Source organism: Bacillus sp. FSL K6-1338 (assembly GCF_038006965.1).
Lineage (GTDB): Bacteria > Bacillota > Bacilli > Bacillales > Bacillaceae_G > Bacillus_A > Bacillus_A thuringiensis_S.
Genome location: NZ_JBBOWI010000001.1, coordinates 4,695,001 through 4,718,960 on the forward strand (window position 1 = coordinate 4,695,001; position 23,960 = coordinate 4,718,960).

Here is a 23,960-nt window from a genome sequence, read left to right on the forward strand (position 1 = left end):
AGGAATTGGTTTTTTAGGTGCTGGCGTAATTTTAAGAAGAGACAACGATAGCATTGCAGGACTCACGACTGCCGCTATGATTTGGGGTGCTTCTGGTATTGGTATTGCCGTTGGAGCTGGTTTCTATATCGAGGCAATTTTCGGAATGTGTTTTCTTATGATTAGTGTCGAACTTATACCATTGACAATGAAGTTTGTAGGTCCTAGATCATTTCGTCAACGTGATATTGCAGTGAAACTTGTTGTGCGAAATATGGACAATATCCCGGTTGTAATCGAGGAGATAAAAGAAATGGATATAAACGTTAAAAATATGAAGCTTAAAACGTTAGAAAACGGTTCTCACTATTTACATCTTAAACTGTCCATTGATCAAAAAAGACATACCGCTGATGTTTACTATACTCTCCAGCATCTTGAAAGTGTCCAACAAACTGAAGTGGAAAGTATGTAGCATAAAATAAACTCTCTTTAATTAGAGAGTTTTTCTTTTTTCTATAATGGTAACAATGAATGTAGTCCTGCAAAACAAGGAGGAATTTACTATTGAAATCCCGTCCGAATTTAGTAGATACATTTCGTGATTCCATTATTTTTCGTTTAATTTGTTTTATTATTGTACTCACTGCTTTTTCTGGTTTTCTTATACATAGATTAGAACCCTCTCATTTCACTACATGGTTTGACGGAATTTGGTGGTCAATTGTTACCATTTTTACAGTTGGATATGGCGACTTTGCTCCCCATACAACGATAGGAAAACTAATAGGTATAAGTATTATTTTATTAGGAACTGGCTTTTGTTCTTATTATATGGTTCTATTCGCTACTGAGATGATTAGTAAACAATACATGAAAGTTAAAGGTGAAGAAGCCGCTACCTCTAACGGTCATATGATTATCGTTGGCTGGAATGAGCGTGCAAAACATGTTGTAAAGCAAATGCATGTACTACAACCAAACCTTGATATCGTTTTAATTGATGAAACACTTTCTTTACTCCCAAAACCCTTTCATCATTTAGAATTTATAAAAGGTTGTCCGCATCACGATCAAACTTTATTAAAGGCTAATATTGCAACGGCACACACCATATTAATAACAGCGGATAAAGAAAAGAACGAAAGCTTAGCAGATACACAGTCCATTTTAAATATTTTAACTGCGAAAGGACTCAATCCAAACATTCACTGCATCGCCGAACTACTTACTACTGAACAAATTCAAAATGCAACGAGAGCGGGCGCGTCAGAAATTATAGAAGGAAATAAATTAACGAGTTATGTATTTACCGCTTCTCTTTTATTCCCTTCTATTTCAGGTGTACTATTCTCACTTTACGATGAAATCTCTGATAACAAATTACAACTGATGGAGCTTTCTCCGTCCTGCACCGGACAAACCTTTGCAAATTGTAGCTATACCCTTCTAAAACAAAACATTCTCTTACTAGGTATAAAGCGTGATGATCAATATATGATTAATCCAGTCCATACCTTCATTCTTATCGAAAGCGACATACTCATTGTTATTCACCATTAATAAAATGACGCTCTAGTTCTTGCATGAGCACTTTCCCAATATTGATATATTTTCTTTTTACATCTCCATCTGGATCTTTCGGTTCAGCAAATTGATCCATCCCACTCGTTCCAGCGGTTAAAGTATTCACATTATCATCTAGTTCGTCTTGATATACGTGCGAAAGAATATACGGCGTTTCAAGACGGACTACTACACCAGGTACATCCAGTTCACCATCTACTGCTGTAAACGGCACTCGTAAAAATTGATACCCATCTTCTTCATCGATTTTGTAATCGAAGCATCCTTTATCATAATCCCAATTACCACCAATGCTATATCCAAGTGGTTTCATAATCTCTTCTAACTTAAATAGCGCATATGTACGTCCTTCTAAATTTGATTGAATTGGAATCAAGTCCATCCCTCCAAGACTTTTCCTTTAGCATACCCACTCTAGCTTGAATATACTGATGGACTTTTCGATAAAATAATAAAAAGCGACCGGATTCCGGTCGCTTTTTATTATTTTAAACGCTCTTCTAATTCTGCTTTTAATTCTTCAAATCCTGGTTTACCAAGTAAAGCAAACATGTTCTTCTTGTATGCTTCTACGCCAGGTTGGTCAAATGGATTTACCCCTAGTAAGTAGCCGCTCATCGCACATGCTTTTTCGAAGAAGTATACAAGGTAACCGAATGTGTACTCATTTAATTCAGGAATATTGACGATTAAGTTTGGTACTCCCCCGTCGCTATGTGCAAGTAATGTACCTTCGTATGCTTTTGTGTTTACAAAGTCTACAGTTTCACCAGCAAGGTAATTTAATCCGTCTAAATCGTTTTCTTCTGATTCGATTGTTAGTTCATGTGTAGATTTACCTACTTTAAGAACTGTTTCAAATAAGTCACGACGACCTTCTTGAACGTATTGACCTAATGAGTGTAAGTCAGTTGAGAAGTTTGCTGAAGATGGGAAAATACCTTTTTGATCTTTTCCTTCACTTTCACCAAATAACTGTTTCCACCACTCAGCGAAGTATTGAAGTGCTGGCTCATAGTTAACAAGCATTTCAATTGTTTTTCCTTTATTGTATAAAGCGTTACGAACTACTGCATATTGGTAAGCTGGGTTTTCTTCTAGTTCTGACGTTCCGAAGTCATCATGACCAGCAGCTGCACCTTTCATCATCTCTTCAATATTTAAGCCACTTACTGCGATTGGTAATAAACCAACTGGCGTTAATACAGAGAAACGTCCTCCAACATCATCTGGAATAACAAATGTTTCGTAACCTTCGTTATCAGCTAGTGTTTTTAATGCACCACGTGCTTTATCTGTAGTTGCATAAATACGTTTGCGAGCTTCTTCTTTTCCATACTTTTCTTCTAATAACTTACGGAAGATACGGAATGCTAGTGCTGGCTCTGTTGTTGTACCTGATTTGGAAATAACGTTAATAGAGAAGTCTTTACCTTCTAATACGTCCATTAAATCTTTCATGTAAGTGGAGCTAATGTTTTGTCCAACAAATAGCACTTGTGGAGTTTTACGTTGTTCTTTAGAAAGCGTGTTGTAGAAAGAATGGTTTAACATTTCGATTGCTGCGCGTGCCCCTAAGTAAGAACCACCAATACCTACAACAAGTAAAATGTCAGAGTCATTTTTAATTTTTTCTGCGCATTTTTGAATGCGAGCGAATTCTTCTTTGTCATATTGAAGCGGAAGGTCTACCCACCCAAGGAAATCGTTCCCAGCTCCAGTTTTTTCGTGGATTGCGTGATGTGTTACTTTCACTGCATCACGTAAATAAGTGATTTCATGTTCACCGATGAAGGATAACGCTTTAGAATAGTCGAACGTTACATGTGTACTCATCTTTTTCCCTCCAATTATGGATATGTATTTCTGTATTCACTTTAGCGAAACTGAAGTTGTAAATCAAGCGATTCAACCATTGTAAACGTAACCAATATATATTTTTTAGAAAAAGTTCATTTTTTGCATAAAAATTCGTATTTTTCGGTATAGATGTATATACATCATCTTTCGAACATTTTTTATGTATAAAAACAACATAACTACCCCATTCTATAAAAGAGTTAATTAACTCATCGCTTGCTCATGCTTCACAATTAAGGGGGGCTTTTTCATGAGTACTTTGCAACGTATCGCATTAGTCTTTACTGTAATTGGCGCTGTGAACTGGGGACTAATCGGATTTTTCCAGTTTGACTTAGTAGCAGCCATTTTCGGTGGACAAAATTCAGCTCTTGCACGTATTATTTACGGCATCGTTGGTATATCTGGGCTTATCAATCTTGGTTTACTGTTTAAACCATCTGAAAATCTTGGTACACACCCAGAAACAAACGAAATTCGATAGTCAGTATGTCCTTTCACCTCCGACATACGAATATGATTGCATGCAATCATATTTGCAAATATATATCATAAGATAAAGTAAAAGAGGAACGCTCATATGCGTTCCTCTTTTACTTTGTTAACTCGGACTCTTCAATCCATTCTGCCAACTTTTCTCGCAGCGTATTAAATCCGTTTTCAGATGGGTTCGGTATAAGAATCCTTCCTTGTTTTCTTTTCGCCGCTTTTAACGATAAACTCATTTTTCTGTGCTCTTCATCAATTGAAAGTACCTTTACTTCTACTGTATCGCCGACTTTTAAAAAGTCATGAATATCCTTTACATATCCATTTGTAATTTCAGATATATGCACAAGTCCTTGTGTTTCTGCATCTAACGCTACAAATGCACCGTAATCTTGAATTCCAGTCACTTTCCCTGTTACAACCACTCCTGTTGTATATTGTTCTGACATATGAAACACTCCCATACGTTTACCATTCTCTCTACAATTATAAAGAGCAAAGCAGATATATTTATTTTAAATATCCGATTGGTTAGTACGCATTCTAGATAACGTTATCTAGAATGCGTATACCTTATATTAGTAAATTATACCACTATGACAGAACTCATTCAAAATTCATGAAAAATTTCCCTTAAAGAAGTATAATTCTCCAATATTGGGATAGACTACTAACACATGGCTTTCTAGTATTCCCCCCCTTTTATGGACAAAACGTATTACGTTTTGTCCTTTTTTTATTTTCTACAAACCGTTCCATTCTCTTCATCGCTTCCATAAGTTGTTCAAGCGACGTTGCATATGAACAACGAATAAATCCTTCACCACTTTCGCCAAATACGCTACCAGGGACAACGGCCACTTTCTCTTCCAACAATAACTGTTCTGCAAATTCCGCTGAAGATAATCCGGTTGAAGATATAGCAGGAAAAACATAAAATGCTCCGCCCGGCACATGACACGTTAAGCCCATTTCATTGAAAGATGTCGTCATGAAGTTACGACGCTTCTTATAGCTATCTCTCATTCGAATTACTTCATCGTTCCCTGCGCGTAACGCCTCAAGTGCTGCAAACTGAGACATCGTCGGTGCACACATCATTGAATACTGATGGATTTTGAGCATTAATTCTGAAAATTGAACAGGAGCTGCAATCATACCGAGGCGCCATCCTGTCATCGCAAATCCTTTTGAAAATCCTGAAATTAAAATCGTATGCTCACGCATATTTTTAATACTCGCGAAACTTGTATATACTTCGTCGTATACAAGTTCTGCATAAATTTCATCAGATAATACGATTAGATTGTACTTCTCAACAATCACTGCTATTTCTTCAAGCTCGGATTTATTTAGCATTGCACCTGTCGGGTTATTTGGTGAACAAAGCAAAATTGCCTTTGTTTTCGCTGTAATAGCTGCTTCAATTTGTTCTGGTTGTACTTTAAACTCGTTTTCTAACGTAGTCGCCACAGGAACCGGAACTCCTCCAGCTAATGTCACAAGTGGTGCATAAGAAACGAAGCTCGGTTCAATAATGAGCACTTCATCATCAGGATTTATAATGGCGCGCATCGCTACATCTAACGCCTGGCTCGCTCCAACTGTAACAATGATTTCATCACTTGGATCATAAGATACTGCAAATTGTTTTTTTAGATACTTTGCTATTTCTTGACGGAGCTCCAATAATCCTGCATTTGCTGTATATGACGTATACCCTTGTTCCAAAGAACGAATACATGCTTGCCTTACATTCCAAGGTGTAACAAAATCCGGCTCTCCTACCCCGAGGGAAATAACACCTTTCATATTTGCTGCTAAATCAAAAAATTTTCGAATACCAGATGGTTTTAAAGATTCTGCTGATCTAGATAGTTCAAATTGCTTCATGGTGTCACCACAATTCGCTTATCATCATCGTCTTTTTCATAAATAACGCCCTCATGTTTATACTTCTTCAAAATGAAATGAGTAGTTGTAGAAACAACAGATTCAATTGTTGCTAATTTCTCAGAAACAAACATCGCTACTTCTCCCATCGTTTTCCCTTCTAATGTAATAGAAAGATCATATGTCCCTGACATTAAATAAACGGATTTCACTTCTGAATAACGATAAATTTGTTCAGCAACCGCATCAAACCCAACGCCATGCTTTGGCGTAACTTTCACATCGATCATTGCCGTTAAACCTGTATGTTCTTTCACCTTCGTCCAATCAATATGTGTTACATAATCCACAATAATCTTTTCATTTTCTAACCTCGCAACCATCTTCTTTACTTCTTCTACCTCTATATTTAACAGCTTCGCTAATGTATCTACAGATAATCGACTACTCTTTTCAAGACAAGCTAATAATTCTAATTCTTTTTCTGTCACCATATAAATCATCCTTCCTTTTCGTTTGTGTTTAAATTATACAAATACCCTTTCCAGTTTGAAAAGAAGATTTTTCTATTGAATTATGTCAAAATAAAGTGAAACTTTAATCAGCGAAATGCTTCACCCCACTGATTATCAGCCCACACCAATCGGGCTTTTACGGACAGTTGCTCTCCCACCTAACCTCTTTGCTTGAGCTGCTTTTTGAGCTGGGAGACTTACTGTCCGTTAATGCGGGGTAAAGTGAAACTTTAATCAGTGGAAAAATGCGTGATAAAGCGAAAGGGGATGGAATCGTGAAACCAAAAGTTTATATTGCTGAACCAGTTCCAACATTTGTAGAAAACTATTTATCAGAACACTGTGATTATGAAAAATGGGATCAAAATGAGAAAGTACCCCGTGATGTTCTATTAGAAAAAATACAAGATAAAGATGGGTTATTAAATTTCGGATCTGCTATTAATGAAGAATTACTGACAGTGGCTCCTAACTTAAAAGTAGTGAGCAACATTTCTGTCGGTTACGATAATTTTGATTTACAAGCGATGAAAAACCGAAATGTTATCGGAACGAATACACCATACGTATTAGATGATACAGTAGCTGATCTCGTTTTCGCCCTTATGTTATCTGCTGGGCGCCGTGTTTGCGAACTCGATTCTTATGTGAAAAATGGTGAATGGAACGCTGAAATTGGAAAAGAACACTTCGGACTAGATGTACACCATAGCACAATTGGTATTATCGGTATGGGCCGAATTGGAGAAGCCGTTGCAAAACGAGCAAAATTCGGATTTGATATGAATGTTCTTTACTATAACCGCCGTCGTAAAGAAGAAGCTGAACAAAAATTCGATGCTACATATTGTGATTTACAGACGCTACTGGAGCAGTCTGACTTTATTGTTCTTCTTACTCCATTAACAGATGAAACATATCACCTTATCGGAGAAAAGGAATTTTCATTAATGAAAGAAACAGCAATCTTCATTAATGCTTCTCGCGGGAAAACAGTAGATGAAGAAGCGTTAATCCATGCTTTAACAGAAAAGAAAATCTTTGCAGCAGGTATCGATACATTTACACAAGAGCCGATTCAAAAAGATAATCCACTCTTATCATTACAAAATGTTGTGACTTTACCACACATCGGATCTGCAACATTAAAAACTAGGCAGCAAATGGCTATGACCGCCGCTGAAAATTTAGTTGCAGGATTACAAGGAAAAACACCGCCTAATATTGTTCGCGGGTAATACTGAATAAACGAAAGGCAAGATGACATCGTCATCTTGCCTTTTTTTGTTAACATATTTTCTTCTTCCTTGGAGATGATATGAACAAAAATCAATGGAGTGACAAAAAATGAATCACGAATATACTTGTCCTTATTTCACTTTTTCCACTCGCGGCACTACTATTCATTACGAATTGTATGAACACGATAACAAAACAGAACGTCCTACTTTCGTACTCGTTCACGGCTTTTTATCTTCCTCATTTAGTTACCGTCGTCTCATTCCCTTACTATCGAAAGCAGGAACAGTGATTGCTCTTGATTTACCACCGTTCGGAAAAAGTGATAAGTCTCATCTGTTTAAGTATTCTTATCACAATTTAGCAACGATTATTATTGATTTAATTGAACATTTATCTCTCTCAAACATTGTATTAGTTGGGCACTCTATGGGTGGGCAAATTTCTCTCTATGTAAACCGTATACGTCCTGAACTCATTTCAAAAACGATTTTACTATGCAGCTCTAGCTATTTAGCACGCGCAACCTTACCTTTACTATACTCTTCTTATTTACCGTTCTTTCATTTATACGTAAAGAACTGGATTATTAGACGCGGTATTGTTCATAACTTAATGAATGTCGTTCATGATCACTCATTAATTGACGATGAAATGAAAAAAGGTTACTCCGCTCCTTTTTATGACGACCGTATATTTCCCGCTTTAACTCGCATGATACGAGACCGTGAAGGTGACTTATCTTCAACTGAATTACAAAAAATCGAAACACCTATCTTGCTCATTTGGGGTGAAAAAGACCGCGTCGTCCCTGTACATGTAGGTCATCGTCTACACAAAGATTTACCGAATTCAAAATTTATTTCTTACGAAAATACAGGACATTTACTACCTGAAGAAAAGCCTAAACATGTTTATGAAGAAATTATCGCTTTTTCTGCGCAATAAAGTGAAACTTTAATCAGTCCCCACCTAACTTCTTTGCTTCCGCTGAATTTTGAGGTGGGGTCTTACTACCAAGCAAATAGCGGGATAATATAAAAAAGGCTGTCGGAAATTCCGACAGCCTATAATGAACAACTTCCGCCTTCTTTTATTACAAGTAATTCCACAGCTAACTTCTCACATTTTTCAAGCGCAGGTACTTCCTCAAAAGACATAAAGTATATATGTTGAATCTTCTTTGCGATGTATTTTGGATCATCAAACACACTTATGACGTTCACAACATCGCTCGCTTCTGTTTCATAAAACTCCGGTCCCATTTGAAACGGATCCCAATTCTTCACAACCTCTATCATCTTTTCATATGTACCCATTCGCTTCCCGCCTTTTCACTTTTTAATACTTTTCTTTATCCTATCACATCAGCTATTCTATAAGAAGAGAGAGAACTTTCGTAACTTATTGGTTTTACAGAAGAAGGGGGCAAACTTATGCAACTATTTCATAAAGCAATCAATCGACGTGGAACGCATAGTATAAAATGGGATACATATAAAAACGAAGAACTTATCCATGCTTGGATTGCTGATATGGATTTTGAAGTACCAAAACCAATTCAAACTGCCTTAAAACAACGGATCGAACATCCGATTTTTGGCTACACACTTCCCCCTGAAAATATTGGGGATATTATTTGTAACTGGACAAAACAACAATACGACTGGGACATTCAAAAAGAATGGATCGTCTTTAGTGCAGGGATCGTTCCAGCTCTTAGTACGAGCATACAGGCTTTTACAAAAGAAAACGAATCCGTTCTCGTACAACCACCTATTTATCCTCCATTTTTCGAAATGGTCACAACAAATAATAGGCAGTTATGCGTGAGTCCATTACAGAAACAAAATGATACATATGTGATAGACTTCGAGCATTTAGAAAAGCAGTTTCAGCAAGGCGTCAAACTCATGCTTCTTTGTAGCCCTCATAATCCAATCGGACGCGTTTGGACGAAAGAGGAACTTGTGCAGCTCGGATCGTTATGTACTAAATATAACGTAATCGTTGTCGCGGATGAAATTCATTCCGATATCATTTATGCAGACCATACACATACACCGTTCGCTTCCTTATCTGAAGAATTAGCAGAACGCACTATCACTTGTATGGCTCCAAGTAAAACATTTAATATCGCTGGATTACAAGCGTCGATTATTATCATTCCAAACGAAAAACTCCGTCACGCCTTTACAGCTATCCAATATAGACAAGGCTTCCACGGGTTAAATATCTTCGCCTACACAGCGATGCAAAGTGCCTATACAGAATGTAATGATTGGCTAAACGAAATTCGATTATATATAGAAGATAATGCTCAATTTGCTTATGAATATATCAAAACTCACATACCTGCTCTTTCCGTAACGAAGCCAGAAGGTAGCTTTTTATTATGGATTGATTGTTCTCGTCTAAAGCTTTCTCAAAACGAGCGTACTGCATTACTTGAGGAAAAAGGAAAAATCATCGTTGAACCTGGTGAGAAATACGGGTTAGGTGGGGAAGAACATATTCGAATTAACATCGGCTGTCCACGATCTGTTTTAGAAGAAATTTTGAACAGACTGCGTCATACGTTTTCATAATAAGAAAAGAGGCTGTCATAAATCATTTTAGGACAACCTCCTTTATCCATATCTTTTCAATTACGTTTCACAAAAAAAGCTACCATGCACGGTAGCTTTTACTTTTTCTTCATATCCGATGCTTTTTTTACAATGACACCACAAGCAATTCGATCACCTGATTTACCTGTCGGTTGTGTCATACCATCATCAGCGTTTTCTGTAATAATAATAGACGCTCCATCTTTTCTATGAATCGTTGTTTTTCCTTCTTCAAGCGTTATGTGCGGCGCGTCGATTTCTGCCTTGATCTTTCCAGAACCGTCTGCAATTACGTTCGGTAAATCACCGTTTTCTGCACCCTTCGGATTAAGAAGACCATGTTTTTTATCATCAGGATTAAAATGATTCCCGGATGATTCAAAACGAGGTGCCTTACACTCTCCGATTTCATGTACATGTAGTCCGTGTGGTCCTGGCGTGAAACCTTCCCCTTTAATCGTAATTTTCACTCCACTTGTTTGCTGAACTACTTTCGCAGTCCCTACTTCATCTCCTGAAGCATTATGTAATTTCACTTCAATTTCTTTCGGCTTTCCTTGGTCACAACCTGCCATCAGAAATAATAAACAACAACTGAAAAAAAGCCGTTTCTTCATTCCATTCCCTCCAAAATATATTCTGCCCTTAGATTGTCCGAGCATAGAGGGAAACATACAAAAATGCGTTACTGTTTCTTTTCAGCTAATAGTTTTTCTTCAACTTTCTGTAATCGCTCTGCTTCTCTTTTTGATATACGAATAAACATGCGCCACGTGGCAATAGCACCGATAATAAATAGAACGCACACAATCCCTGGAATAATATATTCTGTTTTATCTTCCGGAAAATATAAAGGCATCATAACGAACACTCCTTAATTATAGGATTCAAAAAAACATCAGAATTTTCTGTTATATATCTTTAAATTATAGTTGAACCAGTTCATATTCTCAAGAGGCGTTCCGAAAGTGAATGATTTCTTTGACTCCTCCTCCTACTTTCCTTACTATAAACTTGAGGTGAAAAATATGAGAGAAACATTTGAAATTGGTGAAATCGTTACTGGTATTTATAAAACAGGAAAATACATCGGCGAAATTACAAATAGCCGTCCTGGTAGTTATGTCGTAAAAGTATTAGCTGTTTTAAAACATCCGGTGCAAGGTGACTTACATAACGTAAAACAAGCTGACGTACCATTTTTCCATGAAAGACGCGCTTTAGCTTTTCGTGAGCAAACGAACATTCCACCGCAAATGGTAAAGAAATATGAAGGAGAAATTCCTGATTATACCGAGTCACTAAAATTAGCATTAGAAACTCAAATGAATTCATTTTCTGAAGATGATTCACCTTTTGCAGAGCGTAGTCTAGAAACATTAGAACAGTTAAAGAAGGACTACAAACTCTAAAAAAACAAAACGACCAAATTACATAATGTGCAATTTGGTCGTTACTGTGTGCTCACTTTCTTTAACACTTTTGAAAAATCAACGAGTTCTCCTAATGTTGGTGGTGCTGGTTTTACTAAATACTCTTTATCTTTTTCTACTAGTTTAAAAATATTGTACGTCGTCATCGCATCATCAAGCGCACAATGATGCTTCCCTGTCCCTACTTTTCCGTACGCCTCAATTGCTTTCCATAATCCTGTTTGATTTCTTTCCCCAAAAAACTTCTTATACTCAAGCGATAAATCACGACACTGCCCGAAGAATGGAAAAGCTATCCCTGCCATTTCACAATTATGCTTCAGCACTTTCATATCCATATTTCCCCACGTTACAATTGTCGGTTTACATTTCGTTTCGTATTCTGCAAGCTTCTTAACGAGTTCAGGAAATGAAATCCCTTTATCCACGACTTCTTGTTTTATTCCTAAAAACTTCTTACATCGATCCGTTAAGGAGGGAAATGTTTTCGGCCTGACATGTGATGAATACGTATCTTCCACCTTACAGCCAGCAACTGAAACGAGTCCTACCTCAATAATTTCCGGAAAAAATCCTTTCGGTTTTTTTCTATGCTGGGGCATCGTAAACTCAAAGTCTAAAAATAAAAATCGTTGTTCATCCATACGATCCCTTCCTTATCATTTTTGTCATTCCTTTCTATTTGACACTCCTACACGAACAAGCTCGAATGCTAATTCCATTTTAAATATTCAGATTGGATGTATCTTATATATATGTCAAATGCCCACAAATATTTTAAAAAATAAGAAAAAATGACCTATGCAGAAAATATGACAAAATCCCTCCTTTCATTTACATCCGCAGTTTTTCTACTTTATAATGACGTTATGTGTGTTTCATCTAGTTAATATTTGACACACTAAGAAAAATGAATGAAAGGAGATGAGATTTTTGCACGAAACAACGCAAGAACTCGCTAACTGGCAGTATTATTTTGCTATCGCAGTCTTTTTAATTACATATGCCATTATTATTTCTGAAAAAATTAATCGCGCTGTCATCGCACTTCTTGGTGCAGCACTCATGGTAATTGTGGGGGTCGTCGATTTACATAACGCCTTTACGAAACATATTGAATGGGGAACGATTACGCTACTCATCGGTATGATGATTTTGGTGAACATTACGAGTAAATCAGGTGTTTTCCAATACGTTGCCATTAAAGCAGCAAAAAGGGCACAAGGAAATCCAATTAAAATTTTAATTTCCCTTTCCCTACTTACTGCGCTTGGCTCCGCATTTTTAGATAACGTTACAACTGTACTTCTTGTTGTTCCAGTTACTTTATCTATTACGCGCATACTGCAAGTAAATCCTGTTCCTTATTTACTTTCTGAAATTATTTTTTCAAACATTGGGGGAACGGCAACATTAATTGGTGATCCACCTAACATTATGATTGGTTCTGCCAATAAACATTTAGACTTCAATGCTTTCCTATTGAATCTAGCACCAATCGTAATTATTATTATTGGAGTTACAGCAACAATACTTTACTTCATGTACCGCAAACAATTAATTGCCGATCCTGTACAAGTCAAAAAATTAATGAGCTTAGATGAAAAACAATACATTAAAGATCCAGTATTAATGAAAAAATCTTTAACGGTACTTGGACTTACAATTGTAGGTTTCATGACTCATTCTATTTTCCATATTGATGCGGCTATCATTGCCTTAACTGGTGCTACTGTACTTATGTTAATTGGTGTGAAAGAGCATGAAATTGAAGAAGTATTTGCAAGCGTAGAGTGGGTAACAATCTTCTTCTTCGCAGGGCTATTCGTACTTGTTGGAGGGCTTATCGATATCGGTCTTATCAAAATGTTAGCTCAAAAAGTAATTGGTATAACAGGCGGAGATATTTCTTACGCATCCATCCTTATTTTATGGGTATCTGGTATCGCCTCTGCAACAATTGATAACATCCCATTTGTCGCAACAATGATTCCACTTATTAACGATATGGCAGTTGGGCTAGGCTTATCACCATCTGACGCACAAATCGATGTATTATGGTGGGCATTAGCACTAGGTGCTTGTCTCGGCGGAAACGGAACATTAATCGGAGCTTCTGCTAACGTAATCGTTGCAGGTATCGCGAGCCGCGAAGGGCATAAATTTAGTTACATGGAATTCCTAAAAGTCGGTTTCCCAATTATGATCGTTTCATTAATCATTTCTCACATTTATATTTATTTACGCTACCTTATGTAGTAGAAAAAGCGCCCTGATAATCAGGGCGCTTTTTTACTTATATCTAAAATATATCGACTTATCAACAGAAACGAAAAATCTACTCTTTATATCTCACCGGTTCATTTCGAATAATAAATAAATGAATCGGTAAGAAAACCGAAAATGTGATTGTATGAATAATCGTAAACAATATAGAATTCGTTCCGTATCTATCTAAAATTGCGTAGATAAGATAAATAGACAGCACAATCGATACAGCTGTTGCTAATAAATATAGAATTGGTACGAAGTTAAAAATGAAACATGCGACATATATGCCGAATACTTTCCATCCCGCTTCTTCTTTTAAGAAATCCGGTAATTTGTCTTTTGCTAAATCACCCCATATCTTACTATTTAAAAAAGGAATAAACGCAAGAGCACCATCCGTTGCACCATCATTTTTCGCCATCGTATACAGTGCAAAAGCCGTTAATAAATACGCAATAATTGCCCAAATCAATACAACAAGAATAAACGCAAAACTAAGAGCAAAGAAACCTGCTAGTACGCCTTGATCCTCCATCTTATCCTCTCCTCTCTACTTTCAACATATTTCATTACATTGCAAGTTATGTTTTAAAATTTATCCAAACTCTTTGTATAATAAGAGAAGAAAGAGAATAAGAGAGGAGAAACACGTATGCATCCATTTGTAAAAGCATTACAAGAGCATTTTACAGCTCATCAAAATCCTGAAAAAGCAGAACCTATGACTCGTTATATGAAAAATCACTTCCCATTTCTAGGTATTCAAACACCGGAAAGGCGCCAATTATTAAAAGACGTCATTCAAATACATACTCTCCCAGATAAAAAAGACTTCCAAATTATTGTACGCGAGCTTTGGGACTTACCAGAACGTGAATTCCAAGCGGCCGCACTTGATATCATGCAAAAATATAAAAAGCATATAAACGAAACTCATATCCCCTTCTTAGAAGAACTTATTGTCACAAAATCTTGGTGGGACTCTGTCGATAGCATCGTCCCTACATTCTTAGGTACTATCTTTTTAAAACACCCAGAATTAATTTCTGCGTATATTCCAAAATGGATTGCATCAGATAACATATGGTTACAACGTGCCGCTATTTTATTCCAACTGAAATATAAACAAAAGATGGATGAAGAACTTCTTTTCTGGATTATTGGGCAACTACATTCTTCAAAAGAATTTTTCATTCAAAAAGCGATTGGCTGGGTCCTTCGTGAATATGCAAAAACAAATCCGGATGTAGTTTGGGAATACGTGCAAAACAATGAACTCGCTCCATTAAGTAAGCGTGAAGCAATTAAGCATATTAAACAAAATTACGGAATAAATAATGAAAAAATAGGCGAGACTCTATCATAGATAGACACGTTCCTCTATTGAGATTTAAAAAAGAACGTGTTAGAATATGTTCATTATTATTAATATAAGTAGCGATGACGGACTTATAAGTACTTGCATAAAAAGCGATTCAGGGATAGTGAAAGCCTGAAGCCGCAAGGAAACGGCAGTCCCGAGCAATACATGATAAAGTGGATGCACCTTTTGTGTATCAACTAGGGTGGAACCGCGGGCAAACGCTCGTCCCTAGGCAAATAAGCCTTGGGATGAGCGTTTTTTTATGTTCTTTTTAGCATATACTGCTCGTTTCTAAAGTATCAGAGTATATCATCGCCAATACGTTAACTTTCAAAAGGAGGATTTTCTTATGTATTCAATGGAACAAGTTGTAAACTTAGCGAAACATCGCGGTTTTGTTTTCCCTGGTTCTGAAATTTACGGTGGTCTTGCAAACACTTGGGATTACGGTCCACTTGGAATCGAATTAAAAAATAACGTTAAAAAAGCTTGGTGGAAAAAATTCATTCAAGAATCTCCACACAACGTTGGTTTAGACGCAGCTATTTTAATGAACCCTAAAACTTGGATCGCTTCTGGTCACGTTGGTAACTTCAACGATCCAATGATCGACTGTAAAAAATGTAAAGCTCGTCACCGTGCTGACAAATTAATTGAGGATGCTTTAGATGCAAAAGGCATTGAAATGGTTGTTGACGGTCTTACTTTCGACCAAATGGCTGACTTAATGAAAGAACATGAAGTAAAATGTCCTGATTGCGGTAGTGAAGAATTCACTGAAATCCGTCAGTTCAACTTAATGTTCAAAACATTCCAAGGTGTTACAGAGTCTAGCACAAACGAAATTTTCCTTCGTCCTGAAACAGCACAAGGTATTTTCGTAAACTTCAAAAACGTTCAACGCTCTATGCGTAAAAAGCTTCCATTTGGTATTGGCCAAATCGGTAAGAGTTTCCGTAACGAAATCACGCCTGGTAACTTCACATTCCGTACACGTGAATTCGAACAAATGGAACTTGAATTCTTCTGTAAGCCTGGTGAAGATTTAGAGTGGTTCGCATTCTGGCGTGAAACTTGTAAAAACTGGTTACTTTCACTTGGTATGACTGAAGAGAGCATGCGTCTTCGTGACCACGGTGAAGAAGAGTTATCTCACTACAGTAATGCAACAACTGACATTGAATTCAAATTCCCATTCGGTTGGGGCGAACTTTGGGGCGTTGCATCTCGTACAGACTTCGACTTAAAACGTCACATGGAACACTCAAACGAAGACTTTAACTATATCGATCCACAAACGAATGAGCGTTACGTACCATACTGCATCGAGCCATCTTTAGGCGCAGACCGCGTAACATTAGCATTCTTATGTGATGCATATGAAGAAGAACAATTAGAAAACGATTCTCGTACAGTTCTTCGTTTCCACCCTGCTTTAGCACCATACAAAGCAGCTATCTTACCATTATCTAAAAAGCTATCTGAAGGTGCTACTGAAGTATTTGCAGAATTAGCTAAAGACTTCATGGTAGACTTTGATGAAACTGGTTCTATCGGTAAACGTTACCGTCGTCAAGACGAAATCGGTACACCATTCTGTATCACATACGACTTCGACTCAGTTGAAGACAAAGCTGTTACAGTACGTGACCGTGACACAATGGAACAAGTTCGTATGCCAATTAGCGAACTAAAAGGTTTCTTAGAGAAGAAAATCCAGTTCTAATTATAAGAAAAAGAGGCTGCTCATAAGAGCGCCTCTTTTTTACTTTTCACGTTTTTCTTTAATTGCTACTGTACATCTTGATATACATAGTAAATCATCATTTTCATCAATAATGCGAACATCCCAAACCATTGTCGATTGTCCTCTATGTATCGGTGTCCCAATCGCTGTTACAATTCCATCTTTCTTTGAGCGAATGTGGTTTGCATTAATTTCTAATCCGAAACAAATACATTTTTCTTGATCAATCAAATTGTATGAACCAACACTTGCCACTGTTTCTGCTAATGCAACCGATGCACCACCATGTAAAAATCCAAACGGCTGATGCGTACGCTCATCAACAGGCATCGTAGCAACCACCTTTTCTTCTGTCATCTCTAACAACTCAATTCCAAGTGAATCCATTAAAGTTTTTGCCATATCGCTTCCTCCTTCTCTTACTTTAATTAAATGTATAATTTTACCTATTTATTTTCAAACTACTTATAACACTTATATAAGGAGGCTTCACCTAAATGAAACAGAAATTTTGTATATTACTGCTTATGTTCTCCTTGCTGACTATTGTACCAAATTGTGCAATAACAGCCAAAGCATCTAACCTGACAATCGATGTTAAGACTGTAACGCAAAAAGGTAAGAAACCTTATATAGAATATCAAATAAATAGGCCTTCTTTTCACAACTTTTCTGACTCTAAATTTCAAAATAAGCTCAATTTATATTACAAAAAATCCACTGACAAATTTAAAAACAAATTAGAAAAAGAAGCAAAAAAATATTATAAAGAGACAGAAGGATCTAGTACACCATTTCATCCGTACGTAGCAAATGTCGATTATAAAGTCTCATTAAACAAACCACCTTTTCTTAGCCTATATGTGAATTACTATCAATATACTGGCGGAGCACATGGTCTTTATACGTGGAAGGCAAATACATTTGATTTAAACGAAAAAAAGCTACTGCACTTAGACGATTTATTTCAACAAAAAGATAAATATAAAGATGTAATCCGTGCAGAGATTGTAAGACAAATTAAACAAAATGAAAGTATTTATTTTCCTGATGCAACTGAAAAGGTAATGAGTATGAAAAAGTTTCACTTCTTTTTAGAGCCAGACAATCTCGTCATTTATTTCCCTTTATATGAAATTGCTCCGTATTCAAGTGGAATTCCGCAATTTCGTATTCCATATACATTGCTAAGAGACTATTTAAAGCCTTCTTATCAAAATATTTTGATTGACAACAAGTAAATATTTTCGCTACGATAATGTTAACCTAAAAACAACAGGAGGTTAACATTATGAGGAGATTTCATGTTTTAGATTTAGCATTAGCTGCCATGTTCGTCGCTCTTATGGCCATTGGTGCAAATATTGTATCTTGGGCACCATTCCTGCAAGTAGCGGGCATCCCATTATCTATGCAACCATTTTTCGCAATTTTAGCAGGTCTTCTTCTTGGAAGTAGACTTGGTGCCTTATCCATGACTGTATATATGCTCGTTGGCGTAGCCGGCGCACCAATCTTTGCTAACTTCAAAGCTGGATTTGGAGCACTTTTAGATCCTACTGGTGGTTTTATTATCGCATTTATTATCGTTGCTTACGTATCGGGAAAACTAGTAGAACAAAAAGAAAGACCAACATTCATTACATTTGCTATTGCCTCTTTCACAGGAATTATTTTAACTTATATAATCGGTACTACTTACATGTACGGGGCAGTCAATCTCTTTATGGGCGGTAATATGAGTTATAAAGCTGCTTGGATGATTATGATGTGGTTCGCAGTAAAAGATATTGCATTTACAATTATCGGTGCTATTATCGCACCTCGCATATACTATGCTGTGCGTCGTTCTGCTTATCAGCATTCTCATTCGACGATTTCATAATAAAAAAAGAGTTATTTCAACAAGCTGAAATGAACTGCACCCCAATTGTTAGACACAGTCTAACAATTGGAGGTGCAGTTTTTCTATGGCTAAATTTACAGCTGATGAAAAAATACAAATCGTTCTACGTTATTTGAACGGAAATGAAAGTTATCGAGAAATGGGTAGATCGCTCGGTATAAGTGACACAATCATTTTGAATTGGGTAAACCAATATAAACAGAATGGTCTGGAAGCTTTTCTAAAACGATGTACAAATTACACACAACAATTTAAACTAGACGTACTAAACTTTATGATTGAAAACGGTATGTCCTTATTTGAGACGGCAGCTATCTTTAATATTCCTGCCCCTTCAACGATTTCTGTTTGGAAAAAACAGCTCGAAACACAAGGAATTGATGCCCTTCAATCTAAGAAAAAGGGGCGTCCATCCATGAAAAAAGATTCAAATAAACAATTAAAACAACATTTAGCTGAAGGGTCAGTCGAAGCACTTGAAGCACGCATTAAACAGCTTGAGATGGAAAATGAGTACTTAAAAAAGTTAAATGCCTTAGTTCAAAACAAGGAAAAATCACAAAACAAGACAAAGCGCAAGTAGTCTATGAATTAAGGCATAAATATTCGGTGAAGGCACTCGTGGAGCTAGCTACTATTCCTCGAAGCACGTATTATGATTTAGTAAAGAAAATGAATCGTCCAGATGTAGATGCCGATTTGAAAGCTGAGATTAAAGCGATTTATGAGGAAAATGAAGGTCGTTATGGTTACCGTCGCATTCGTGATGAATTAACGAATCGTGGCCAGAAAGTGAACCACAAGAAGGTTCAGCGCATTATGAAAGAGCTTGGGTTAAAGTGTGTTGTGCGTATGAAGAAATATAAATCCTATAAAGGAAAAGTCGGTAGAATTGCACCTAATATTTTAGAGCGTAATTTTCATACAGATGCACCGAATCAAAAGTGGGTAACAGACATCACAGAGTTTAAATTGTTTGGAGAAAAACTGTATGTATCACCTGTATTAGATTTGTATAATGGTGAAATTATTACCTATACAATTGGTTCTAGACCGACGTATTCGCTTGTTTCAGACATGTTAGAGAAAGCATTGGAACGTTTACCTGAAACGCACCAGCTACTGATGCATTCGGATCAAGGATGGCATTATCAAATGAGACAATACGTCCGTACACTAGAATCAAGAGCTATCGTCCAGAGTATGTCTCGAAAAGGCAACTGTTACGACAACGCAGTAATAGAAAATTTCTTTGGGATTATGAAATCGGAGTTCCTCTACATAAAAGAATTTGAAAATGTAGAGCACTTTAAAATAGAATTAGAAAAATATATAGATTATTATAATACGAAACGGATTAAGGCAAAATTAAAAATGAGCCCGGTACAATACCGGACTCACTTTTATCAAGCTGCCTAATCAAATAACCGTGTCTAACTTTTAGGGGTCACTTCAAAATAACTCTTTTTTATATTAAGACTCTTGATTCGCTTGTTCTTCTAAAATTTTCTTCATCATCGCAACCATGTCATCACGTAATTCTGGGTGTTGCAGGGCCATTTCAATTGTCGTTTGAACGAATCCTAGCTTTTCACCTACATCGTAGCGCTTTCCTTCGAAATCGTAAGCAAATACACGTTGGATTTCATTTAAGCTTTGGATTGCATCTGTTAACTGAATTTCACCGCCAGCACCGACATGTTGCTGTTCTAAGAACATAAAGATTTCAGGCGTTAAAATGTAACGGCCCATAATCGCTAAGTTTGAAGGTGCTGTACCTTGTGCTGGTTTCTCAACGAAATTGCGAACTTGGTAACGACGACCTTCTTGTTCTAATGGATCGATAATTCCGTAACGGTGTGTTTCTGTTTCTGGAACAGTTTGTACACCAATAACAGAAGAAAGTGTTTTTTCATACTCATCCATTAATTGACGTAAACATGGTTTCTCAGCTTGGACAATATCATCACCTAGTAACACTGCAAATGGCTCATCACCAATGAATTTACGTGCACACCAAACAGCATGTCCTAGTCCCTTCGGCTCTTTTTGACGGATGTAATGAATATCTACCATTTTTGAAGAAGCTTGTACTTTTTCAAGCAACTCATATTTTTTCTTCTCTAATAAGTTTTGTTCTAGTTCAAATGCGTTATCAAAATGATCTTCGATAGAGCGCTTTGTTTTACCAGTAACGATAATAATATCTTCGATTCCCGATTTCACTGCTTCTTCTACAATGTATTGAATCGTTGGTTTATCTACTATCGGTAACATTTCTTTCGGCATTGCTTTCGTTGCTGGTAAAAAACGTGTTCCTAATCCAGCTGCTGGGATTATCGCTTTTCTTACTTTTTTCATCACAAAATACCCTCTCTCCTGTCGGAATTAATAGCAATCATTTCCTACATAAAACAAAAGGGAGATTTCGCTCCCTTTTGTTCCTTACTACTTAAAATTACTTTGTATTATAAACGATTCATAATGTCTTCTTTAATAGTAAGTAACTTTTGTTCACTATTTTGTAAAGAACTATCTTGTACACCGAAGTAGAACTTAATCTTCGGTTCAGTTCCAGATGGACGTAGGCAGAACCATGAACCATCCTCTAATTGATATTTTAACACATTTGATTTCGGTAAGTGAATCTCTTCTTTATGTCCATCTTGTAAAGATGTAATGATGCTTGCTTTATAATCTTCAACTGCTACGACTGTTAAGCCTGCTACTTCTTTCGGAGGATTCTCACGGAACGTCGCCATCATCTCTTGGATTTGTTCCGCTCCATCTTTTCCTTTTAACGTTAACGATACAAGGTCTTCACGGAAGAAACCATACTTCTCAAATACTTCTAATAGACCATCATATAACGTTTTCCCTTGTGATTTGTAGTATGCAGCTACTTCACATGCAAATAGGACAGATTGTACTGCATCTTTATCACGGCAGAATGGACGGATTAAATAACCATAGCTTTCCTCATAACCGAATTGGAATTCGTATTGTCCGCTTTCTTCATACTGTCTAATTTTCTCACCGATAAATTTAAATCCAGTTAACGTATCAACTGTATCTAAACCGTATGCTTTTGCAATTGTACGGCCAATTTCAGACGTTACGATTGTTTTTAATACGACACCGTTCTCTGGAAGTATTCCGTTTTCTTTCTTTTGAGATAGTAAGTAATCAAGCATTAATGCACCTGTTTGGTTACCTGTTAATACTTGGAACTCACCATTATGATTACGAACAGCTACACCAAGGCGATCTGCGTCAGGATCAGTTGCGATTAATACATCTGCGCCTACCTTTTCACCGTCACGAATTGCATACTCAAACGCGGCGTGCTCTTCTGGGTTCGGTGATTTTACTGTAGAGAAGTTTGGATCTGGTAACTCTTGCTCTTTTACAACTGTTACATCTGTAAATCCAACTTCTTCTAAACCACGGCGTACAGAAATATTTGATGTTCCGTGTAATGGTGTAAAGACGATTTTTAAGTCTTTGCCGGCCTTTTCCACCATTTCTTTATTAATGATGACATTGTTCAATTCTGCAGCATATGCATCATCTACTTCTTGTCCAATAATATGTAATAAACCGTCAGCTTTTAATTGCTCTACATCAGCGACTTCAACTGTTAATTCATCTTCTATTGCATCTACGTAGCTAATTAACTCATCCGCTTCTTTTGGCGGCAACTGTCCACCATCTTCACCGTATACTTTGTATCCGTTATATTCAGGCGGATTATGGCTTGCCGTAAGAACGATTCCACTTACTGTATGTAAATGACGAACTGCGAAAGAAAGTACTGGCGTTGGACGTAAGCTTTCAAACACATATGTTGTGATACCACGTGCACCAAGTGTAGCAGCGACTTCCATTGCAAACTCAGGTGATTTATGACGAGAATCATAGGCTACAACAACACCTCGTTTTTTCGCTTCCTCACCTAACTTTTCAATAAAGCTTGCTAATCCTTTTGTTGCTTTACGAACTGTATATACGTTTAAACGGTTCGTACCAGCACCAAGTTCACCACGCATACCACCTGTGCCGAACTCTAGGTTTTTATAAAAGCTATCCTCGATTTTCTTCTCATCTTGCTTCATGTTTTCTAGCTGTTCTTTTAATTCTGCATCTAATTGTGCGTAAGAAAGCCAGCGACTAAATTCTTGTTTCCAATTCATTCTTCTCTCTCCTCTCGCTCGTCATACCTTTATTATATGAAAAAAACATGCCGTATCTCAATATTTTATAAAATCTAGCAGGATTTTACTAGGAATATTTGTATACACTATTGTTAAATACTCCACTAAAGGGAATGAGGATTATGCACGAATGGGGCTTGTCAGAAGAGCTCAAAATACAAACAAAGCAAATGATTGAAATTGCTGAAAGAGAACTATCGATTATGAGGAACGCAATCGATAAAGAAGATGAATGCATTTTATGCAAAATGGAAGATATTCATCATATGTTGGCAAATGTACAAACATTGGCAGCTACATACTATATTCAGGCATATTTATCACCTTATACGGAAAGTTCATCTTTTATTACAACAGCTATCCAACATTTAAGCGCCAGAAAACATGGTGCTCTTATCGTTGTGGAACGAAACGAGACGCTTGAAGCTTTCATTCAAACTGGAACGACATTAAACGCTCACTTAACTGCACCATTACTCGAATCAATATTTTATCCAGGTAACCCTCTTCATGACGGTGCCGTTCTCGTAAAAAATAATCATATTGTCTCAGCTGCTAATATTCTTCCTTTAACAAAAAGTACAGAAGTTGATCCTGAGCTGGGAACACGGCACAGAGCTGCAATTGGCTTATCAGAAAAGAGTGATGCACTTATATTAGTTGTCTCTGAAGAAACGGGCCGTACTTCTTTTGCCTTAAATGGGATTTTGTATACGATTTCTTTATAAAGTGAAACTTTAATCACCCCTCACCAATCAAGAGTTTACGAGCAGCTCGATCCACACTTAACTTCTTTGCTTCCGCTGAATTTTTGAGGTCAGGGTCTTACTGCCCGGCAAATAGCTGGATAAACAA

The 23,960-nt window shown here is 36.9% G+C and carries 27 protein-coding genes (1 of these 27 running past the window's edge); 14 read left to right on the plus strand and 13 right to left on the minus strand.

From position 1 onward, the window contains the following. Window positions 1-454, plus strand: the 3' portion of a protein-coding gene (locus NZ044_RS24210) for an MgtC/SapB family protein (RefSeq protein WP_340950015.1). Its footprint begins 227 nt before the window's first position; 454 of the gene's 681 nt are visible here — the last part of the coding sequence; its start codon lies beyond the left edge, outside the window; the stop codon is at window positions 452-454. Window positions 455-546: 92 nt separating this feature from the next. Continuing rightward, entirely contained in the window at window positions 547-1,542 is a 996-nt protein-coding gene (locus NZ044_RS24215; protein ID WP_000842324.1) for a potassium channel family protein, read from the plus strand. Here NZ044_RS24215 and NZ044_RS24220 read toward each other — a convergent pair. Continuing rightward, window positions 1,529-1,942 carry a YugN-like family protein gene (locus NZ044_RS24220; protein WP_000612326.1) on the minus strand — a complete coding sequence of 138 codons (414 nt, stop codon included), beginning with the start codon at window positions 1,940-1,942 and terminating at the stop codon, window positions 1,529-1,531. The genes NZ044_RS24215 and NZ044_RS24220 overlap by 14 nt on opposite strands. A gap of 107 nt (window positions 1,943-2,049) precedes the next feature. Then, window positions 2,050-3,402 (minus strand): glucose-6-phosphate isomerase, encoded by a 1,353-nt coding sequence (locus tag NZ044_RS24225; protein ID WP_000103654.1) that lies wholly within the window; start codon window positions 3,400-3,402, stop codon window positions 2,050-2,052. Between the two features lie 274 nt (window positions 3,403-3,676). Here NZ044_RS24225 and NZ044_RS24230 point away from each other — a divergent pair, with 274 nt between their 5' ends. Beyond that, window positions 3,677-3,910 (plus strand): DUF378 domain-containing protein, encoded by a 234-nt coding sequence (locus NZ044_RS24230; RefSeq protein WP_000105788.1) that lies wholly within the window; start codon window positions 3,677-3,679, stop codon window positions 3,908-3,910. 109 nt (window positions 3,911-4,019) lie between these two features. On the opposite strand, the gene yugI is transcribed toward NZ044_RS24230, so the two are convergent. From yugI to NZ044_RS24245, 3 genes are all read right to left on the minus strand, one after another. Then, window positions 4,020-4,364: a S1 domain-containing post-transcriptional regulator GSP13 gene (gene yugI, locus NZ044_RS24235; RefSeq protein WP_000003764.1), complete on the minus strand. Its 345-nt coding sequence runs from the start codon at window positions 4,362-4,364 to the stop codon at window positions 4,020-4,022. A 253-nt stretch (window positions 4,365-4,617) separates the two neighbouring features. Then, window positions 4,618-5,808 carry an aminotransferase gene (locus NZ044_RS24240; protein ID WP_000808529.1) on the minus strand — a complete coding sequence of 397 codons (1,191 nt, stop codon included), beginning with the start codon at window positions 5,806-5,808 and terminating at the stop codon, window positions 4,618-4,620. Next, window positions 5,805-6,302, minus strand: a complete 498-nt coding sequence (locus NZ044_RS24245; protein ID WP_000255696.1) for an Lrp/AsnC family transcriptional regulator — start codon at window positions 6,300-6,302, stop codon at window positions 5,805-5,807. The genes NZ044_RS24240 and NZ044_RS24245 overlap by 4 nt, the downstream gene beginning before the upstream one ends. A 266-nt stretch (window positions 6,303-6,568) precedes the next feature. Between NZ044_RS24245 and NZ044_RS24250 the strand changes: the two genes are divergently transcribed. Both NZ044_RS24250 and NZ044_RS24255 read left to right on the plus strand, forming a co-directional pair. Next, window positions 6,569-7,561, plus strand: coding sequence for a 2-hydroxyacid dehydrogenase (locus NZ044_RS24250; RefSeq protein WP_001205003.1), 993 nt, complete (start codon window positions 6,569-6,571; stop codon window positions 7,559-7,561). Between the two features lie 109 nt (window positions 7,562-7,670). Next, window positions 7,671-8,510: an alpha/beta fold hydrolase gene (locus NZ044_RS24255; RefSeq protein ID WP_001015203.1), complete on the plus strand. Its 840-nt coding sequence runs from the start codon at window positions 7,671-7,673 to the stop codon at window positions 8,508-8,510. 119 nt (window positions 8,511-8,629) lie between these two features. Here the strand turns inward: NZ044_RS24255 and NZ044_RS24260 are convergent, their stop codons facing one another. Next, complete coding sequence (locus NZ044_RS24260) at window positions 8,630-8,881, minus strand: YugE family protein (protein WP_000537641.1); 252 nt, start codon at window positions 8,879-8,881, stop codon at window positions 8,630-8,632. A 117-nt stretch (window positions 8,882-8,998) separates the two neighbouring features. Between NZ044_RS24260 and NZ044_RS24265 the strand changes: the two genes are divergently transcribed. Further along, window positions 8,999-10,150: a MalY/PatB family protein gene (locus NZ044_RS24265; protein WP_001175811.1), complete on the plus strand. Its 1,152-nt coding sequence runs from the start codon at window positions 8,999-9,001 to the stop codon at window positions 10,148-10,150. 98 nt (window positions 10,151-10,248) lie between these two features. Here NZ044_RS24265 and sodC read toward each other — a convergent pair whose 3' ends face one another. Together sodC and NZ044_RS24275 are read right to left on the minus strand one after the other, a co-directional pair. Continuing rightward, entirely contained in the window at window positions 10,249-10,788 is a 540-nt protein-coding gene (gene sodC / locus NZ044_RS24270) for a superoxide dismutase [Cu-Zn] (protein WP_000746518.1), read from the minus strand. A gap of 68 nt (window positions 10,789-10,856) precedes the next feature. After that, complete coding sequence (locus NZ044_RS24275; protein ID WP_000982756.1) at window positions 10,857-11,033, minus strand: hypothetical protein; 177 nt, start codon at window positions 11,031-11,033, stop codon at window positions 10,857-10,859. Window positions 11,034-11,199: 166 nt separating this feature from the next. On the opposite strand from NZ044_RS24275, the gene NZ044_RS24280 reads away from it, so the two are divergent. After that, complete coding sequence (locus NZ044_RS24280; RefSeq protein WP_118961983.1) at window positions 11,200-11,583, plus strand: kinase-associated lipoprotein B; 384 nt, start codon at window positions 11,200-11,202, stop codon at window positions 11,581-11,583. Window positions 11,584-11,624: 41 nt separating this feature from the next. On the opposite strand, the gene kapD is transcribed toward NZ044_RS24280, so the two are convergent. Continuing rightward, a complete protein-coding gene (gene kapD / locus NZ044_RS24285) occupies window positions 11,625-12,248 on the minus strand; it encodes a 3'-5' exonuclease KapD (protein ID WP_000344356.1) in 624 nt (207 codons plus the stop codon). A gap of 289 nt (window positions 12,249-12,537) precedes the next feature. Between kapD and NZ044_RS24290 the strand changes: the two genes are divergently transcribed. Beyond that, window positions 12,538-13,863: an ArsB/NhaD family transporter gene (locus NZ044_RS24290; protein ID WP_000545235.1), complete on the plus strand. Its 1,326-nt coding sequence runs from the start codon at window positions 12,538-12,540 to the stop codon at window positions 13,861-13,863. Window positions 13,864-13,942: 79 nt separating this feature from the next. Here NZ044_RS24290 and NZ044_RS24295 read toward each other — a convergent pair whose 3' ends face one another. Beyond that, window positions 13,943-14,410: a hypothetical protein gene (locus tag NZ044_RS24295; RefSeq protein ID WP_000390065.1), complete on the minus strand. Its 468-nt coding sequence runs from the start codon at window positions 14,408-14,410 to the stop codon at window positions 13,943-13,945. 117 nt (window positions 14,411-14,527) lie between these two features. Here NZ044_RS24295 and NZ044_RS24300 point away from each other — a divergent pair, with 117 nt between their 5' ends. Continuing rightward, the gene (locus NZ044_RS24300; protein ID WP_000553316.1) at window positions 14,528-15,241 is read left to right on the plus strand and encodes a DNA alkylation repair protein; all 714 of its coding nucleotides are present in this window, start codon (window positions 14,528-14,530) and stop codon (window positions 15,239-15,241) included. Window positions 15,242-15,587: 346 nt separating this feature from the next. Beyond that, a complete protein-coding gene (locus NZ044_RS24305; protein WP_000287148.1) occupies window positions 15,588-16,964 on the plus strand; it encodes a glycine--tRNA ligase in 1,377 nt (458 codons plus the stop codon). Window positions 16,965-17,003: 39 nt separating this feature from the next. Here the strand turns inward: NZ044_RS24305 and NZ044_RS24310 are convergent, their stop codons facing one another. Next, window positions 17,004-17,387: a hotdog fold thioesterase gene (locus tag NZ044_RS24310; protein WP_001140616.1), complete on the minus strand. Its 384-nt coding sequence runs from the start codon at window positions 17,385-17,387 to the stop codon at window positions 17,004-17,006. Between the two features lie 95 nt (window positions 17,388-17,482). Between NZ044_RS24310 and NZ044_RS24315 the strand changes: the two genes are divergently transcribed. The 3 genes from NZ044_RS24315 to NZ044_RS24325 all read left to right on the plus strand — a co-directional run bounded on the left by NZ044_RS24315 (window position 17,483) and on the right by NZ044_RS24325 (window position 20,310). Continuing rightward, window positions 17,483-18,226: a DUF3298 and DUF4163 domain-containing protein gene (locus NZ044_RS24315; protein WP_000810328.1), complete on the plus strand. Its 744-nt coding sequence runs from the start codon at window positions 17,483-17,485 to the stop codon at window positions 18,224-18,226. A gap of 50 nt (window positions 18,227-18,276) precedes the next feature. Beyond that, on the plus strand, window positions 18,277-18,870 hold the full coding sequence (locus NZ044_RS24320; RefSeq protein WP_001252163.1) for a biotin transporter BioY: 594 nt from the start codon (window positions 18,277-18,279) through the stop codon (window positions 18,868-18,870). A gap of 85 nt (window positions 18,871-18,955) precedes the next feature. Beyond that, window positions 18,956-20,310, plus strand: a protein-coding gene (locus NZ044_RS24325; protein ID WP_085959122.1) for an IS3 family transposase whose coding sequence is annotated in 2 segments (ribosomal slippage) — window positions 18,956-19,409 and window positions 19,409-20,310 — 1,356 coding nt in all. Because the reading frame shifts where the segments join, the coding sequence is not laid out codon by codon here. Between the two features lie 54 nt (window positions 20,311-20,364). On the opposite strand, the gene galU is transcribed toward NZ044_RS24325, so the two are convergent. After that, window positions 20,365-21,252, minus strand: coding sequence for a UTP--glucose-1-phosphate uridylyltransferase GalU (galU, locus tag NZ044_RS24330; RefSeq protein WP_000757823.1), 888 nt, complete (start codon window positions 21,250-21,252; stop codon window positions 20,365-20,367). A 107-nt stretch (window positions 21,253-21,359) separates the two neighbouring features. Continuing rightward, window positions 21,360-23,084 carry a phospho-sugar mutase gene (locus NZ044_RS24335; protein WP_001104214.1) on the minus strand — a complete coding sequence of 575 codons (1,725 nt, stop codon included), beginning with the start codon at window positions 23,082-23,084 and terminating at the stop codon, window positions 21,360-21,362. A gap of 143 nt (window positions 23,085-23,227) precedes the next feature. On the opposite strand from NZ044_RS24335, the gene cdaS reads away from it, so the two are divergent. Continuing rightward, window positions 23,228-23,833: a sporulation-specific diadenylate cyclase CdaS gene (gene cdaS, locus NZ044_RS24340; RefSeq protein WP_000545255.1), complete on the plus strand. Its 606-nt coding sequence runs from the start codon at window positions 23,228-23,230 to the stop codon at window positions 23,831-23,833. The last annotated feature ends 127 nt before the right edge of the window (window positions 23,834-23,960 follow it).

Coding starts and splice junctions, on each gene's coding strand:
- NZ044_RS24225 (WP_000103654.1), bottom strand. CDS start 3,402: ATGAGTACACATGTAACGTTCGACTATTCTAAAGCGTTATCCTTCATC.
- NZ044_RS24230 (WP_000105788.1), top strand. CDS start 3,677: ATGAGTACTTTGCAACGTATCGCATTAGTCTTTACTGTAATTGGCGCT.
- yugI (WP_000003764.1), bottom strand. CDS start 4,364: ATGTCAGAACAATATACAACAGGAGTGGTTGTAACAGGGAAAGTGACT.
- NZ044_RS24240 (WP_000808529.1), bottom strand. CDS start 5,808: ATGAAGCAATTTGAACTATCTAGATCAGCAGAATCTTTAAAACCATCT.
- NZ044_RS24245 (WP_000255696.1), bottom strand. CDS start 6,302: ATGGTGACAGAAAAAGAATTAGAATTATTAGCTTGTCTTGAAAAGAGT.
- NZ044_RS24250 (WP_001205003.1), top strand. CDS start 6,569: ATGCGTGATAAAGCGAAAGGGGATGGAATCGTGAAACCAAAAGTTTAT.
- NZ044_RS24255 (WP_001015203.1), top strand. CDS start 7,671: ATGAATCACGAATATACTTGTCCTTATTTCACTTTTTCCACTCGCGGC.
- NZ044_RS24260 (WP_000537641.1), bottom strand. CDS start 8,881: ATGGGTACATATGAAAAGATGATAGAGGTTGTGAAGAATTGGGATCCG.
- NZ044_RS24265 (WP_001175811.1), top strand. CDS start 8,999: ATGCAACTATTTCATAAAGCAATCAATCGACGTGGAACGCATAGTATA.
- sodC (WP_000746518.1), bottom strand. CDS start 10,788: ATGAAGAAACGGCTTTTTTTCAGTTGTTGTTTATTATTTCTGATGGCA.
- NZ044_RS24275 (WP_000982756.1), bottom strand. CDS start 11,033: ATGATGCCTTTATATTTTCCGGAAGATAAAACAGAATATATTATTCCA.
- NZ044_RS24280 (WP_118961983.1), top strand. CDS start 11,200: ATGAGAGAAACATTTGAAATTGGTGAAATCGTTACTGGTATTTATAAA.
- kapD (WP_000344356.1), bottom strand. CDS start 12,248: ATGGATGAACAACGATTTTTATTTTTAGACTTTGAGTTTACGATGCCC.
- NZ044_RS24295 (WP_000390065.1), bottom strand. CDS start 14,410: ATGGAGGATCAAGGCGTACTAGCAGGTTTCTTTGCTCTTAGTTTTGCG.
- NZ044_RS24300 (WP_000553316.1), top strand. CDS start 14,528: ATGCATCCATTTGTAAAAGCATTACAAGAGCATTTTACAGCTCATCAA.
- NZ044_RS24305 (WP_000287148.1), top strand. CDS start 15,588: ATGTATTCAATGGAACAAGTTGTAAACTTAGCGAAACATCGCGGTTTT.
- NZ044_RS24310 (WP_001140616.1), bottom strand. CDS start 17,387: ATGGCAAAAACTTTAATGGATTCACTTGGAATTGAGTTGTTAGAGATG.
- NZ044_RS24315 (WP_000810328.1), top strand. CDS start 17,483: ATGAAACAGAAATTTTGTATATTACTGCTTATGTTCTCCTTGCTGACT.
- NZ044_RS24320 (WP_001252163.1), top strand. CDS start 18,277: ATGAGGAGATTTCATGTTTTAGATTTAGCATTAGCTGCCATGTTCGTC.
- galU (WP_000757823.1), bottom strand. CDS start 21,252: ATGAAAAAAGTAAGAAAAGCGATAATCCCAGCAGCTGGATTAGGAACA.
- NZ044_RS24335 (WP_001104214.1), bottom strand. CDS start 23,084: ATGAATTGGAAACAAGAATTTAGTCGCTGGCTTTCTTACGCACAATTA.
- cdaS (WP_000545255.1), top strand. CDS start 23,228: ATGCACGAATGGGGCTTGTCAGAAGAGCTCAAAATACAAACAAAGCAA.